General features: G+C 50.5%; 15 protein-coding genes. 5 read left to right on the forward strand and 10 right to left on the reverse strand.

The window, feature by feature from the left end; translation table 11 throughout:
- Positions 1-88: 88 nt before the first annotated feature.
- Positions 89-970: a hypothetical protein gene (locus IKB43_05625; protein ID MBR2469617.1), complete on the reverse strand. Its 882-nt coding sequence runs from the start codon at positions 968-970 to the stop codon at positions 89-91.
- The gene (locus tag IKB43_05630; protein MBR2469618.1) at positions 967-2520 is read right to left on the reverse strand and encodes a phosphomannomutase; all 1554 of its coding nucleotides are present in this window, start codon (positions 2518-2520) and stop codon (positions 967-969) included. Before IKB43_05630 ends, IKB43_05625 begins: the two co-directional genes overlap by 4 nt.
- Positions 2521-2708: 188 nt before the next feature.
- Between IKB43_05630 and IKB43_05635 the strand changes: the two genes are divergently transcribed.
- Positions 2709-2921, forward strand: a complete 213-nt coding sequence (locus IKB43_05635; protein ID MBR2469619.1) for a hypothetical protein — start codon at positions 2709-2711, stop codon at positions 2919-2921.
- Here the strand turns inward: IKB43_05635 and IKB43_05640 are convergent.
- The 5 genes from IKB43_05640 to IKB43_05660 form a co-directional block, all read right to left on the reverse strand.
- On the reverse strand, positions 2899-3621 hold the full coding sequence (locus IKB43_05640; protein ID MBR2469620.1) for an NUDIX domain-containing protein: 723 nt from the start codon (positions 3619-3621) through the stop codon (positions 2899-2901). The genes IKB43_05635 and IKB43_05640 overlap by 23 nt on opposite strands.
- Positions 3622-3732: 111 nt before the next feature.
- Positions 3733-4827, reverse strand: a complete 1095-nt coding sequence (locus IKB43_05645; GenBank protein MBR2469621.1) for a hypothetical protein — start codon at positions 4825-4827, stop codon at positions 3733-3735.
- Between the two features lie 17 nt (positions 4828-4844).
- Positions 4845-5768 (reverse strand): peptidase M23, encoded by a 924-nt coding sequence (locus IKB43_05650; protein ID MBR2469622.1) that lies wholly within the window; start codon positions 5766-5768, stop codon positions 4845-4847.
- Positions 5769-5771: 3 nt separating this feature from the next.
- Positions 5772-6422, reverse strand: a complete 651-nt coding sequence (locus tag IKB43_05655) for an anti-sigma factor antagonist (GenBank protein MBR2469623.1) — start codon at positions 6420-6422, stop codon at positions 5772-5774.
- 67 nt (positions 6423-6489) lie between these two features.
- Entirely contained in the window at positions 6490-7758 is a 1269-nt protein-coding gene (locus IKB43_05660; protein MBR2469624.1) for a hypothetical protein, read from the reverse strand.
- Positions 7759-7811: 53 nt separating this feature from the next.
- Here IKB43_05660 and IKB43_05665 point away from each other — a divergent pair, with 53 nt between their 5' ends.
- From IKB43_05665 to rdgB, 3 genes are all read left to right on the forward strand, one after another.
- A complete protein-coding gene (locus IKB43_05665) occupies positions 7812-8705 on the forward strand; it encodes a tyrosine-type recombinase/integrase (protein ID MBR2469625.1) in 894 nt (297 codons plus the stop codon).
- A 181-nt stretch (positions 8706-8886) separates the two neighbouring features.
- Positions 8887-9078 carry a TM2 domain-containing protein gene (locus IKB43_05670; GenBank protein ID MBR2469626.1) on the forward strand — a complete coding sequence of 64 codons (192 nt, stop codon included), beginning with the start codon at positions 8887-8889 and terminating at the stop codon, positions 9076-9078.
- A 201-nt stretch (positions 9079-9279) separates the two neighbouring features.
- Positions 9280-9903 (forward strand): RdgB/HAM1 family non-canonical purine NTP pyrophosphatase, encoded by a 624-nt coding sequence (rdgB, locus tag IKB43_05675; GenBank protein ID MBR2469627.1) that lies wholly within the window; start codon positions 9280-9282, stop codon positions 9901-9903.
- A 220-nt stretch (positions 9904-10123) separates the two neighbouring features.
- Here the strand turns inward: rdgB and IKB43_05680 are convergent, their stop codons facing one another.
- The 3 genes from IKB43_05680 to IKB43_05690 all read right to left on the reverse strand — a co-directional run bounded on the left by IKB43_05680 (position 10124) and on the right by IKB43_05690 (position 14050).
- On the reverse strand, positions 10124-10693 hold the full coding sequence (locus tag IKB43_05680; GenBank protein ID MBR2469628.1) for a peptidase M15: 570 nt from the start codon (positions 10691-10693) through the stop codon (positions 10124-10126).
- Positions 10694-10915: 222 nt separating this feature from the next.
- A complete protein-coding gene (locus IKB43_05685) occupies positions 10916-13273 on the reverse strand; it encodes a hypothetical protein (protein MBR2469629.1) in 2358 nt (785 codons plus the stop codon).
- 27 nt (positions 13274-13300) lie between these two features.
- Positions 13301-14050: a T9SS type A sorting domain-containing protein gene (locus tag IKB43_05690; GenBank protein ID MBR2469630.1), complete on the reverse strand. Its 750-nt coding sequence runs from the start codon at positions 14048-14050 to the stop codon at positions 13301-13303.
- Between the two features lie 158 nt (positions 14051-14208).
- Between IKB43_05690 and IKB43_05695 the strand changes: the two genes are divergently transcribed.
- Complete coding sequence (locus IKB43_05695) at positions 14209-14964, forward strand: nitrilase (GenBank protein ID MBR2469631.1); 756 nt, start codon at positions 14209-14211, stop codon at positions 14962-14964.
- Positions 14965-15255: the final 291 nt, after the last annotated feature.

A 15255-nucleotide genomic window follows, 5' to 3' on the forward strand; every position in this document is an offset into this window, starting at 1 on the left:
ACCTCTATCGGGGTTTAAAGTTGATGTTTTGTTAAACTCTTCAGGAATACTATTCCTCTTCCTCGTCATCTTCGTAGACGACGTTTTTCTATTTCTTCTTTTTCTTCTTCTTTACGACAGGTTCCTCTTCATCTTCGTCGTAAGATTTTTTCTTCTTTTTCTTCTTCACGACAGGAGCTTCTTCCTCGTCTTCGTCATAAGAGCGCCTCTTCTTTTTCTTCTTCACAACGGGTTCTTCCTCTTCTTCCGCCTCTTCTGCTGCGGCTTCGCGCTTTTTCTGCAGCATAGCACGGCGGCGCTTTTCCTTGATCGTCAGGTTAGAACCATCCTCATCTTCTTCGTCTTCGTTATAGGAGCGTTTCTTTTTCTTCTTTGCAACAGGAGCCGGTTCAGGTTCGGCAACGGGCGTCGGTTCAGGACGTTCCTTCTTCTTCAGGTTTGCCTGAAGTTGCTTCTTGTCCAAAGGAACAGCGGATGCTTTGGTGATCTCTTCTTCGTATGCTCCGCCCCAAACAGAACCCAGGGCCGTACCGGAGGCAATAGCGTCCTTGAAAATACCCATGGCCCACTCGTCATTTGCCGGCGGTAAAAGACGGAACTTCACGTTACGCACCTGGGTGGGTTCGTCTTCCAAGAAGAGCATCACGTCGAACACGCCCACCTGATATTCCTTACCGTCGGTCCCAGCAGCAGGGGCCGGAATATAGGCGACTATGGAATAGAGGGTACCGTCATAAAGAGCGGAATTCAGAAGTTCCGGGTCACCAGCCACCACATGGACTTCACCGATAGCCTGGAATGCCCAAGGAGCCACTTCAACCTTGAGAGAGAACTTCTGCCATCCACCCTCGGCAGGTTTCAGTTTCAGAAGCGAACTCGAAAAAGCCTGGAACTCAGGCTTCGTATCCCCCTGTGCAAAACTCAGCACAGCGAGCGCCATAAAAAGCACGCATAGCAGTTTTTTCATCATCCTATCCTTTTTTGTTTAATCTCAAACATACCATAGTTTTTGAAAAACAGAGCCTTGGCAGCCTCGAACATCGGGTCCTTTTCATCCGGGTTGCGGCATTCCGTATAAATGCGAACCTTCGGTTCGGTACCAGACGGACGGACCAGCATCCAGGAGTCGTCGTCAAAGATGACCTTCACGCCATCGAGGGTGAGGAGCTGCTTCACGGTCTTTTCGTTGTTACCGACCATAACCTTTGCACCCGGTTTCGCAATATCGGCGATGGCGTTCACCTTGGCCTTCAGGGGTTCGCCCACCAGGGACTTGTCCACTTCAAAACCGGAACGTGTCGGGTAGAAGCGGCCATATTCTTCGTACAGGGCGTCCAAGTATTCACCCAGGTTCTTGCCCGTGGTAGCCATAATTTCAAGGGCGATGAGGAGACCGAACTGGGCATCCTTTTCCAGCGTGTTGTTCAGGCCAGAGATACCGTAGGATTCTTCGAAAGCCACGAGAGCCTTCTGCTTCGCGTTGCGGCTGAGCCACGGGCGGAAGTTCTTGAAGCCCACCGGAGTTTCCATCACGGGCACGCCGAGCTTTTCGGCAATGATGTTCACAAAATTAGAAGTAGCAACGGACTTGGCGACACAGCCCTGTTCCTTGCGCCAGGTAGCCATGTAGTGGAAAGCGATAGCGCCGAACTGGTTCATGTCGATTTCGCGGGTGCCGTCGTAGAAACGGATACGGTCTCCATCCGGGTCGAAGATGGCGCCCAGGCGGAACCAGGACTTGCTTTCGTCCAGCACCTTGCGGACCTTTTCCAGGTTCTTGCTGGACGGTTCCGGAGCGATGCCGCCGAACAGGGAGTCGTCTTCGTTGCGAAGCGTAATGAGGCATTCCGGATTGTCGAGGAGAGCGGCCGGGCGGCGACGGGTAGAACCGTGCACGTGGTCGCAAACGAGAGTCAGGCGGCCCTTCTTGATAAAGTCCTTGATGCGGTCGAACTTGATGGTTCCCTGCTTCACAAGGAATTCCTTGTAAATCTTGAGGGAGTCGATGATTTCCCAGTCGACCTTGCCCACCGGTTCAAACTTCCAGGTGGCCATCATTTCGTTGCTGAGCTTGGTAATTACGTTCGTGATTTCCGGACCGGCAGGACCGCCGTCGGCCGGGTTGAACTTGATGCCGTTGTAATGGCTCGGGTTGTGGCTCGGAGTCATGTTGATGGAGCAGGCGGCACCGAGCATCTCGATGCAGGCGCTGAATTCCGGTGTGGGCATTTCGCCACCGTAGTAGACCTTCACGCCGGCCTTGGCAAACTGGTCAGCCACGGCTTCGCAGAATTCGTGACCGAGCAAACGGTTGTCGTGACCCACAACCACGCCACGCTTCTGGAGTTCGGCAAAATCTTTCACACCGAGAGCTTCAAAAAGTTCAGGAGTGGCTTCCTTATACAGGCGGACGATTGCCGCACCCACCACCTGCAGATTGCGGAGCGTAAATTCGGAACCGATTTCGCCGCGCCAACCGGAGGTACCAAAACTCACCTTGGCGGGCTCCTGGGAGGTCAGAGCGACCTGTTTCACCTGTTCGACCAGACCCATGTCTGTGGCAGGATTGAACTCGGGGGACTGAATTTTCTTCCAAATCTGGGTAATATTATCCATAACGGTTCCTTTTAAGTTTAGCAAGGAAAATTTAGTAAAAACACGTCACCCAACCACTAAATACCAACCACCAAATAGCTATATTCCCCCCCATGGTTTACGTTCTATTGATTCTCGCCAGCTTAATCGGCATCGCCATATCTGTTTTTTACCTGCGTAAGAATATTGTACGCATTCGCGAAAAAAACAAGAACGAGCCCAAGGCCTATAAGCGCGGGCTCAACTATGTCATGACCTACCTGTGGTATGGTTACCTGCTGGTATTTTTTGCAGGGCTTACAATCAACAACCTTGGGAACTGGTAGCCTGTTTCCATCGTTCGTAAAGGAACAGCGCTATTAAGTTCTTTCCGTCGATAAACTGACGGGCGGCCTCTTCGTACGGAAGCACCACGGTCTTAATCCACTCTATTTCTTCGGTGTACTGCTGGTCCTTGCCGTCCATGGCAGCAAGTTGTTCTGGAGTCACATCCCGCTCAATGGCATACAAACAAATGCGTTCATCTAGAAGCCCACAACTGGCGGCAAAGCCTTCGCTCTTACCGTGGTACCAAAAATCCATCAAGTCAATGAGTTCAGAATCATCGGCCTTGATCTGAGCCTCTTCTTCCAGCTCCGAAAGGGCCACCTTGCGGTAGTCCCCCGTCCAATCCAGAATCCCTGCCGGAATTTCCAACGAGGCCTGCTCGCTGATGGCAAACCTGGGTTGCTTCACCAGCAACAGGTATTTTTTCCCCTCGCAACGAAGCACCACCAAAATTCCGACAGCATTTCCGCGAACAAGGACAATACCGTGAACCGGGCGACCGTCAGGAAGCGTGGCCGTGGCGTTCAGCTTTATAAAGAGCGGTTGGCGGCCATTGCGCAAGAAATCCACCGAGGTAAAATGGATCTTGGTAATATTGAATTTTGCACTAGTCGCTGCAAGCCAGTCCTTGAAAATACGACTTTCCAAAATCAAAGGATAGTCGGACTCGGCAATTTCAGAAGCAAAAGAGTATTCCATAGTCAGTTTTCAGTTATCAGTGATGAGTTTTCAGTTATAGCGGAAACAAGATGCTCTAAATAAAAAATATACGTTTCTCACAACTCATTACTCACTACTCAAAACTCACAACTACTTCCGCTTATTCGGATTCACACTTGTCGCCACCGTAGCCTTTTCCCACACCCCACGCAGGGAGTCCATACTGATGGTGTCGGGAACCATACGGTTGTAATTCAAGTCAAACCAGAACATGTCCTTTTGCGTAGAAGGACCGCAGAATGATTCTGCAGCATCGGGAGTGTACAGTTCACGTACCGCAATCATTTCACGCTTTGTTCCATAAGCCGAGATGGAAAATCTATTGGGAACCACATTGACAGCACCACACTCGGGAATCTTTTCCACATAGTATAAGTGGGTATGCCACAGGGTATCCAAGCGCTCTTGCACATCTCCCAAAGCATTGGAATCATTTTCCCACCCGGCAGATTTACAATAAAACAAGGTGGAATCGGCACATTTCTGGCGCAACGGGACTAAAGCCGTATCGGTCAAACTCCAGCTTCTAGGAAAAAGTGTATCGGGAACCATCTTGTCGCATTTATCCATGGTAAACTTGCAAACCGATTTCATAGGGCGCCAATAATAGACCCTTGGAGTCAAGGAGTCCAAAACCTTCAGAAACGAAGGAGACCCCTTTGTCCGCAAGGGCAACGTCTTTATGGAATCAAAAAGGGAATCTATATAAACCTTAAAAGTATCCAGGCTAAAAGAACCATGACGAACAAGAATCGTATCTAGCAGGGAATCAACATCGTTATAAATCTCTATTTGGGATATTCCCTTCAACGAATTCCTATCGAAAAGCACTTTTAGAACAGTATCCGGCCGAAACATGGGAGACGCGCAGTCTTCTTTCTTGGTCTGGTACTGAATGATGGGTTCCAATTCTAAGGCGGTATCTCGCCACGCCGTATCAATCGTTATGGATTTCAAGGCACAATTGGAAAAAGACCAGATACTGTCCAAATGGATGTACAGGGTATCATCGGCCAGGTGAATCAGGCTTCCTGAATCCAGTTCCGCACCCAAGAAAAATCCTTCACCGCCAAACACATCCGTAGAATTGTATATATCAATAGGGCCGTCATCATCCTGGGTACAGGCAACAACCAGCAGCAGCCCAAAGACAAAGAACAACGGCACTTTCTTGATAAAATTCACAACGACTCCAGGCCCAGTTACAAGCCAATCTGTTCCTTGAATTTAGAAATTTTAGCAGAATCTACCGGATGGCTTTCGGCAAAGAAATCGTTCCAGCGAACAAAATGTCCATTGCGACGAATCGTCAAGTAAATAGCGGAACTGTCCCTTGGTGCAATACGCCCAACCAGGGTTTGCAAGTCCACCCAGGAACCGGGTTCAAAGGAAACAGAATCCTTATCGTAGCGGAAAAGTCCAGACATCTTGGAGGTTACATTATAACCATGATCCAACTCAACATAATAGCCCAAGGAATCCTTGCCGGTTGCCAGAACCTTTCCCGAAAGAATCGGCCTGACGGGAGCCTCCCCTATGCCGCGCAACTTGTCCATGGCGAGCAAGGCCTCTTGGCCACTAAAGTCAAAGTCATCCGAAATGGACAACGACGACCATCCCAATGGCTGTTTTGGGCAAAGCCCCGGAAAACGACAACCCGTAGAAGCATCGATCCATATCATTGAAGAATCCGCCGCTGGAATATGCAAGTAAGCACTGGATATGGAGTCCTCGTGAAGGACAAAAAGGGCCCTTGAAAAATCCCCTATTGGGGCAACCCAATGGATAGATGATGCTGGCCCCTTGCGAAGCGAAGCCACATAGCGCAAGAAACTATTGGGCAATTCTGCCATAGAGTCCCGAACAATCCAAGAGCACTGGCCAAGATTGCCATCCAGCTCAAAAGCTTTCCCTGAATATTTTTCGCAGGCGACTTTCCAAGAAGGCTTATCGTTCATCTCTGCCGAACCAGGCAAGGGCAGCAGATCCACCACCATGGAAAAAAATCCCAAACGGTAAGCCAACAAAAAGGCAAGTCCCAAAAGGATTAGCCGAAACAAAGGAAACTTGTGGGATCCCGATTTGTACTTACGTTTACAGCGGTATTCCGAAAATTCGACGGGCATTCATTACATCAAGATGAACACCGCCAATGCGGCAAAAATCAAAAGGACGACTGCTATCACAGGTGCAACCTTGTGAGTCGTGGGAGGTTCCTCGAATGGATCCTTAATCCCTTGATTTTCCAGGTTGTCCTTCTTCTTGATAATCGCGTTGAAACTCTTGGTAAAGCGCCTGTTGAGGCCTGTCTTTCTTTCGGTCCGCTTTGCAGGGGCCGCACCGCCGCCAATGTTCTGGGAAGCAACTGCTGCGACAACTGCAGGTTCCTCGGAAGCACTGGCAGAACTTTCCTGTTCGGGAGACTGGCTGTGCAGGGAGAAGGACATCATCTCCGCTTCAAAGGAAAAAACCTTCAACTTGGAGGCGAGGCCCGCCTTCATAAGACCGTCAGCAATGGTCTTGCTGTTGGAAAGCAGGGCCAGCATTCCACCCTTGGAAGACAGCTCTTGCTGGAATTGAATAAAAGCGTTATAAGCGTCACTATAGACGAAATCGAGACCCATCAGGTCGACGGCCACAAACTTATCGTCGGGGTTGGCGTCGATTAAGGCGCGAACATCCTTCTTGAATTGCTCCGCATCGAAAGCCCCAATCGGGTTAAGGGGGGCAGACAAAAGGTCAAATATTCCGACTTCGCGATAGTTCTTCAAAGAATTCATGGTCTAAATATAACCAAAAATTAACGAAATTAAAGGTTTTTACTCTTTTTTCTTGATAAAACGCCAATTATTCTTCCCAATAGACGCCACCAGCAGGTGCATTGTAGAGGACTTCATCTGAAGATTCCTTTGATTCGTCGGCACCTTCTTCAGGCTGGACCGGATTTTCGTCGGGAACGGTTCCCTCAGGGGCTGCCGTTTCCGGAGCCGGGTTGGACTTTTCTTCGGCCTCAACAGAAACATCCTGCTCCACAGTCTCCCTTGCCGGAACGACCCGATGTTCTACCGGGGTTGGCTTTTCTGGATGGGAGAACAGATACGGGCTGATGCTGACGCTCACCCGATGGACTGGAGAGAGCACCGGGTGAGATTCAAAGGCATAGTCCACCCGCAAAAACTTAGCGATGACAAGACCCGCACCTGCGGTTACACTTTGAAGGGTCGTGAAACTGCTGAGGCCGGCCCTGAGAGACAGTCCGAAATCAAAAGTGAATTCCACACCGCCGCGACCGCCGGAAAGCCAATCCACCGGGTCGTCCCAGAGGCGGCCGCCGCTATCCTCGTCGGTATCAAAATCCAGACTGCGGGCTTCGTGATGGAACAGTCCCGCGCTCTGCCAGTACAGTCCCAGTGTTCCATAGAGGTACGAAACCGGAAGGGAATAGCTTGCCGCCAGGTAAAATTCCGGCGAAGAGTATTCCACCTCCCCCGACTCCCAGGTTGTGGCAGAAGAGGTCCAGCCCTTCAAGAGGCCCGATACATACAACTTATCCACTGGACGATAGCGTAACCCCGCATCGCCCCGGAATCCCCAGCCGGTCTGGTCCATCTCACGGTACAGCCCATGAAATCCAACGCCAATATCCAGACGAGGCAAAATGCGCCGACCAAAAGTGACCGAAAACATCCAGTCCGCATAGGACAAGGTATTGTAATCGCTCCCTTCGGGAATGGGTTCTCCTTCACGAATATAGGGGATGTCGTCAGCACCGAATCGAGCAAAGGAAATCCCCAGGCCCTGACCCTCGCCCAAAGGTAATGCCGCCGAAGCAAAATCGTACTGGGTATCTTCGAAATAAGCCGTATGGGAAAAGCTAGCCCACCCATAGCGGATATTGGATAGCTGGTACGGATTGGAAACCAAACCTAGGTAATCCCCGTCTACCGCCATAGTGGCCGACCCCAAAGCCGCAGAACGGGCTCCGGGCTCTGTATCCAAGGTCGCATTCGCTCCTGACACGCGATCCATGGCGAACACCTGAACCCCCATCCCGAACAAAAGGATGGCGCACCACAAACGTGGTCGGCTGAACGCAGCAAAAGATTTTAATGTCATTGACATTTTCTCCAAAACAAAATAGATTTTTTTATCGACTCAGATGTAATTCAATGAATCTTCAAAACCACATATCCAATTTTTTGACCTACCTGGAAACCCGACGCCGGTTTTCTCCTAGAACAATTGACACCTACCGCAAGAGCCTGGACAAGTTCCTAGCACTTGTAGGTGAAGAAGCTCTCCTGGAGTCTTTTTCGGAAATGCAGGTCAAAAGTTTCGTATGGGATTTGAAAATGCGGCAAAAGCTTTCCCCCACAAGCATCTGCGAACACCTGGCCGCTCTAAAAAGTTTCGGCAAGTATCTGGTCCGGTCCTCTATTTTGGAAACCAACCCGACAGAGAACATCCCCATGCCCAAACGGCCAAAACGCCTGGTGGCGTTCCTCGGACAAAAGGACCTTTCCGAAGAAAGATTTCCCGAAATTGAAAACCCGACTCTTCCGCAGGTCCGAGCCCGAGTATTGCTGGAGCTCATCTACGGTTCGGGACTCCGCATTTCGGAATGCCAAAGTCTTACCTGGGACCGCCTGCGGGAAAAAGAAAGGCTGGTTCGTGTGCTGGGCAAGGGCAACAAGGAGCGGATTGTTCCCATCACGGACGCCCTTGTGGAACGCCTAGGGCTTTTCAAGGCCAAGCTGACCGAAGCGGGGCACCTGGTTTCAGCCACAGGATTTGTCTTTGTCAGCGAAGACGGTAAACCTTACAGCATCCGAACTCTCCGAAACGATATCCAAAACCTGCTTCGGGACATCGGCTGGGAAGGCAAGGCCAGCCCCCATGTGCTGCGGCACAGCTTTGCCACCCACCTGCTGGAAAACGGTGCCGAAATCATGAGCGTAAAAGAAATGCTCGGGCATTCCAGCATTTCCACCACACAGATTTACACTCACGTGAACGCGGAACGGCTGAAGCAGGCCTTCAAGAAGACTCACCCAAGAGCGTGAGAAATCGAGTTGTGAGTTATGAGTAGTGAGTGGTGAGTAGCGTATTACTTCCGTTACTCAATTACTATATCCAAACTTCAAAATTCTTTTTATCTATCGAAGCTCACAACTCGTAACCGACAACTGAAAACTAATTCCCTACTACATTTTCTATATTCTTAATAGAAAAAAAGGAGTTTATATGGTCGCCGAAGGTGAACACAATAAGTGGATTGCTCTGCTTCTCTGCATATTCCTAGGATACCTGGGAATCCATCGTTTCTATGAAGGTAAAATCTGGACAGGCATTCTCCGGCTCTGCACGGCAGGCCTCTGTGGAGTTGGCGTTGTCGTAGATGCAATCCTCATCGTGATGAAGCCGGAGAAATACTGAGTGAGTTATGAGTTGTGAGTGATGAGTTGTGAGTGAAGCTCAGTTGTTCCTTCGGCCTGGATCCTTCGTCGCTGCACTCCTCAGGATGACGCCTCTTGTACCAACGACCTCAAACCTCGTGCCTCGAACCTCATACCCCAAAGCCTCTTGCAACCAGCGACCCCCTAGATCCTAGCCCCTAGATCCTACCCCCTAAATCCTATGAAACACCTATTCGTCATCGCTACCGGAAGTGCCGGAAAAATTAGAGACTTCGCCCACATTCTGGGAACCGATCATTACGAATTCCAGACCTTGAAAGACATCGGCTTTGACGTCGACATCGTAGAAGACGGCAAGACCTTTGCCGAAAACGCCATCATCAAGTCCAGCACCACCGCCCGCTGGCTTATGGAACGCGGGATCGAAGCTACCGTGCTTGCCGACGATTCCGGTTTGGAGGTTTTCGCCCTGAACGGGGAACCCGGAATCTACAGTGCCCGCTATAGCGGAGGCCATGGAAACGACATAAGCAACAACGAACTTCTCCTGAAAAAGCTGGAAAATATCGAAGACCGCAGGGCCCGTTACTTCTGCGCCCTTTCGTACCAGACCGTTTCGCAAGTCGACGGAAAGTTCAGCATCAGCGAGCCTCGCATCTTTGAAGGGGAATGCCGCGGCACTATCAACCACGCCCCCGTAGGCGATATGGGCTTCGGCTACGACCCCCTCTTTGTACCCGACGGCGAGACCCGCACCTTCGCCCAGATGGAACTGGAAGAGAAAAAGGCCATCAGCCACCGGGGAAACGCCATCCGCGCCCTGAAAGCGGCACTTGTAAAATAGTGCGAGCGGTCTTATTCTAGCGCGAACGGTCTTACGTGAGCCGGAACAGTCGATATTAATCGGCTGTGAAGGCGAGAGTGAGCGCAAACCGGAGAGACTGTCCCTGATTTTAGCGCGAACGGTCCTTACGTGAGCCGGAACAGTCGATATTAATCGGCTGTGAAGGCGAGAGTGAGCGCAAACCGGAGAGACTGTCCCTGATTTTAGCGCGAACGGTCTTTTACAGCGGAAAAAGCGAATAGTTTTCCTTGGTGTAGGCCCGCGTATAGGCGTTAAAATGCCACCATTCGCTACTTAGAGGAACCCAACCCGCTCGAAGCATAATAGAGCGCAAAATCTTGCGGTTGTTTACCTGTTGTTCCGTAAGGCGACCGCTTTGCAGGGCATCCGCCTCCCCTACCTCGCCTGCGCACCGCTCAAAGGAATCAAAGTCCGTTCCCATGTCCAGCAGGTTCCCTTCGGCATCGGTGATGCTCAGGTCCAGTGCAAGTCCATAATTGTGGAGCCCGCCGGTAACGCCAGATGACACATAGTTAGAATAGGGCGTGCCTGCCACCGTACGTTTCAAGGCCGACTGGGCATACAGAGGGCGGGAGGCATCGAAAATCACCAGCACAGAGCCCGGCATTTCCTTCTCCATAATCTTGATGGCCCGTTTGAGCTTCGGCAGGGCGTCTTTATGGACAAAAGCCCGCTGCACTCCGCAATACAAATCGTGTCCCGTCACGTTGTTGAAAGTGCCATACCGCAAGTCCATGCGGAGCCCTTTCAGGCGGGTGATTTCTACCATATTGGAATCCGTAGTGGCAAATTCAATCCACTTCTTGACCGAAGAACAGAAACGCAGGGGCTTTTCGGGCTTGGGCGGCACGAACAAGGAATCCGTCTCGTGAGCAAAAGCTACAGCACATAAGAGAAAAACAGACAGAAATAACGTCTTTTTCAAAACTTGCAACTCATAACTCATTACTCACAACTCACCACCCATTTCACACTACACATTTTCGCACCATTATATTCCCAGCTGCACTTCTACGCCGAACTGCAAGTAAAGTCCCATGCCTTTCGCCATAAAGGGAACCAGGTCGTAACCGTCGTTGGAATCGCCATCGGCATCCCTGGTCACCCAAGAACGCTCACGGGCGTTCTCGCCGCCCAAGAACTTGAGAGCGGGCACATCCAGCTTGGCAAAGATGTTGTCCACTTCCAGGTAGAACCGGGCACTCCTGAAGAAATACTTCGAAGTCATCAGGTCCAGATTCAGGCGCAAGTCGGTGCGGAACAAGTCCGTAAATTCATTCAGGTCCTTGAGCCTGCGTTTGCCGTTGGTGCCATCGGCACTGGAAGGTTCTATCTGGTAATAGTACAAGGGCCTGTGCCACAAAGCATGGTGGGTCAAGATGACCGAAACCAGGGAGTCCTTGCGGGGGTAATAACGGAAATGAGAAACCACGTCCAGTCGGGAGTTCGCCTCCCACGGGAGGGAATTGCCAGAGCCTTCCAGTTCGTATTCGCCATAGACGGAACTGATATTGGTGGACATGGAGAAATGGTGGGATGTTTTCCACTCCATCTTGGCACCGCCGCCAAAGACCCAGGCGAAATCCACGTCGGTCACGTCTTCGTACTGAGCGTAGGCCTTAGGCATGGGCAGCAGCGGATCAGGATAGTAACGGCCAAAACCAGAAGCCTGCACATCCAGGTACTTGGAACGGTAACCGAGACCCAACTTGGCAGAGGTTCCCGATTCTAGACGGCCCGTCAGGTCGCCCTTGTCGTAGTAGGGTTTCCAGTCGCTGCGGTAGGCGGCGTTTCCGAACAGGCGCCAGTAGGCGGTATCCGCTCCCGACAAGTTCCGTTCCATGTCCAGCGAGGCCGTAGGAGCGGCCTTGTGGTCCATGGCGTCGGCCACGGCTCCCGCAGAAAGAATGTACTGGTAGTAATCCCGTTTCCAGTCCAGACGACCCGTTCCGGAAACAACGCCCGTCTGGTAGTCGTCGGACTGTTCGCCGAAATTCAAGTAGTTCCTTTCCAAAATGTGCTGCTCGTAAAGGAGAGCGCCGCTGAGCTTAGAGCCCAGAATATTCCCCTTGAAATTCTTGTCCAGCCCACCCGAAATGGTAGTGTGGGTATAGTCGTAACCGTCAATGAAGGACCGTTGAGCCTGGTCCATATTGACGCCCTCGGCAGGAGTCTTGAACCCGGTGGTATCCCGCAGGGTATCGCTCAGGTATTCCCGGACAAAACCCGCGTGGGCGCTGGTCCCAAAGCGGGAAGCGTATTCCGCCCCCAACACCAGGTAATTCTGCTCACCCGCGATAATATCGATGGAATTTACCTCGTCGTAGGCCGTAGAAGTATCTTGCCGGATTTTGTATTCGTCGGAACTGTACAGGGTGCGGATTGCCCAGGTGTTGCCCATGGAATCGGAACCGTTCAGTTGGGCGTAAATGTCAAAGGCTGTCAGGTCGAAGGGGTCCGAAGACTTGACCCGGCAATCGTTTACACAGTCGCCATCACGCTTGCGGAATTCTGTAAAGAATTTTTCGCCCAGGTTCTTGAGCATCTCGCCGTCCAGCCTACGGAAAGCGAAACGGAAACTATCCCAGAAAAGCCAAGGGGCATCCACCACCACTTCTTGCACCGTAAGGCCAACGGCACCCTTAAGCCCCCACTCTCCCTTGGTCTGTTCGGGCAGGTATTGGATAGAGGTGGCAAGGCCCTGGCCGATTGGGCCCGAACCGTAATGGTCATGAACTTCAATCCCGCTCAAGATGTGGGGGTTGATTACCGAAAGGTTTCCGGGAAAGCCCACATCCAGGTGACGCATGTTGGGAATCCGGAGCCTGCCCAAGTGGTAAGCCACGTCCCCCGCACGGGAACCGTCGTAGTAAAGAGCACTGCTAAAATCTTTCTGGCCCGAGATTCCCGGCATCTGGCTCAGGTGTTCCGTCACATCGAAACGCATGCCCGCCGCATCTTCCAGCTTGTCCACCGAAATGGTACGAACCGGTTCCCACTTCTCAGGTTCTCCGCCGCCGACGATGGTGCTTGCCCCCAGGTCCCGCAGGTTCGACGAAAGGCTTACCACCATGTCCAGCACATCGGCAAAGTCCTGCAACTCTACAAAGACGCTGTCGTAACCGGGCTTCTTGAACACCAGGGCCGCATTACGGGAATCAACCGTAAACTCGAAACGGCCATCGGAATTAGTGGTCCCCAGTTTCTTGCCAGACCGGTAAGTCACCTCCACATCGGTAATAGGCAGTTCCGACTCCGAATCCACCACCACACCCACAATGGGCGTAGGCGTCGCGGCAAAAGCGTATGCCGCAAGCAGGGCCAAAATCCAGAGCCATCTAAAGTTCATAAGACACAATGTAGAAAAAATGCCTTGCTATTTGACCAAAATTTGCCGAACCCTTGTCACATTCCCAACAGAAACACGGACAAGGTACAATCCAGAAGGGATGGACTCAAAACTCACAGAATGATTAAGAGATCTCTTTTTCAAGTTACCCATCATGTCAAAGACAAGAATACTGACATCGGAACCTTGTGAATTTACCACCAACATGTTATCCGAAACAACAATTTCAAAGCCTTCAGCAGGCATGGGGTACAATGTCTGCGTCTCTCGACTTCCCGAACTAGACCCTGCGCCTTTTTCAGAGGAACTAGAAATTACACTTTCCGAATAACTCGACTCAATGTTTTGTGAAGAACTAGATTCTGCTATTTCCGAAGAACTTGACTCAATGTTTTGCGAAGAACTGGATTCCGCTATTTCCGAAGAACTTGACTCAATGTTTTGCGAAGAACTGGACGCATCATCCATAGAACTTGAACTTTCACCATGCAAGCGTTGAACAAGGTGGAGGGTCGACTCTTTCTCTATATTGTAATCTGCCAAAGTATGACCATCTTCCAGTTGTTTCCCAGCAAAGATTAGTCGTTGTTCCTCCGTAGGAATGTTCTCCTTTCCCTGAATTTTCACCTTGACCGCATCTATGGAATCACTAGGTTCCACCTCCAACGTCAAAGTTTTTCCCGTCAGCATCTTTACAAAAATTTGCATCGCACAAACATTCGTTGCCACTACGAGAATCAACAATGCAGCAATTCTTTTGTAAAACAACCCTTTCATTTTTGCACTCCCAACATTTCATTACCCGAATTTTATGCCAAATATAAAAAAACGCCTCTTGCTTAACCCCATACCTCTGCTTCCTATTCCTACAGTCTAGCCCCTAGATCCTAGTCCCTAAATCCTAGCCCCTACCCCCTATTTACTACATTTCTGCCATGCGCGTTTATCTCGTACAGATGGAATCCGTTCCGGGAGAAAAAGAAAAGAACTTGGAAAAGGCCAGGCGTATAGTACTCGAAGCCAAGCCCATACGCGAAAGCCTAATTCTTTTCCCCGAAATGTTTGCCACGGGGTACATTCCTGAACGCGCAGAGGGACTTGCCGAAGATTTCGAAACGGGTAGCGGCATAACGGCACAAATGCTGAGCGGACTCGCAAAAGAAACGGACTGCTTCATCTTAGGTGGCGGCATGCACCGCGCAGACAACGGCTTTACCAACCGCATTTGTCTTTACGGCCCAGCAAAAGCAACAGACAAACAGCTTTACTACGACAAGGTCCACCCCTTCTTTCCGGAGCAAAAAAATTTCACCCCCGGCAAAGAAATTACTTTGTTCAAAATCCAAGACATTACCCTGGCAACATCCATCTGCTACGACCTGCGATTCCCCGAAGAATTTCGAAAAGCTAGAGCCAACGGCGTTCAAGCCTTTACCGTACAAGCCTCCTGGCCTGCCGTGCGCAACGAACACTGGGAAACACTGCTGCGTGCACGGGCCATCGAAAATCAGGCTTATGTTCTTGCGGTGAACAACGTCTCTGCCGACGGCACCTACATCGGTAATTCGCAGGTCATCGCTCCCGACGGAGACATTATCGTAAAGGCAGAAACAAAAAAAGAACAAGTGGTTTCTGCAGAAATTTCGGCATCTGTTGTGGAAAAAATCCGTAAGGATTTTCCCATCTTTTAGCATTTACATTTTTCGTAAGTGATTTACATCACAGGCATATTCCAACGTGGAGTATTCCTGTTTGAAAAGACAAAAATTTTATCTTCATAGCATTCAAGAAGTTACGATTTTAATGCCGCTAAAATCGATTTTTATTTCGACGATAAGAAAAAAATAACTTGGGGAATTGTCATGCTTTTGTCATAAAATTAATCTAAATTAGTGAACAAATGGGAAAGCGAGGTGCCTTATGACAAACCTGGACTTGAACAAAATGAACTACGCAAGAGCCCTGATCAGGGCTGGAGTCGC

It is taken from the genome of Fibrobacter sp., from assembly GCA_017503015.1.
In the GTDB taxonomy this organism is placed as follows: domain Bacteria; phylum Fibrobacterota; class Fibrobacteria; order Fibrobacterales; family Fibrobacteraceae; genus Fibrobacter.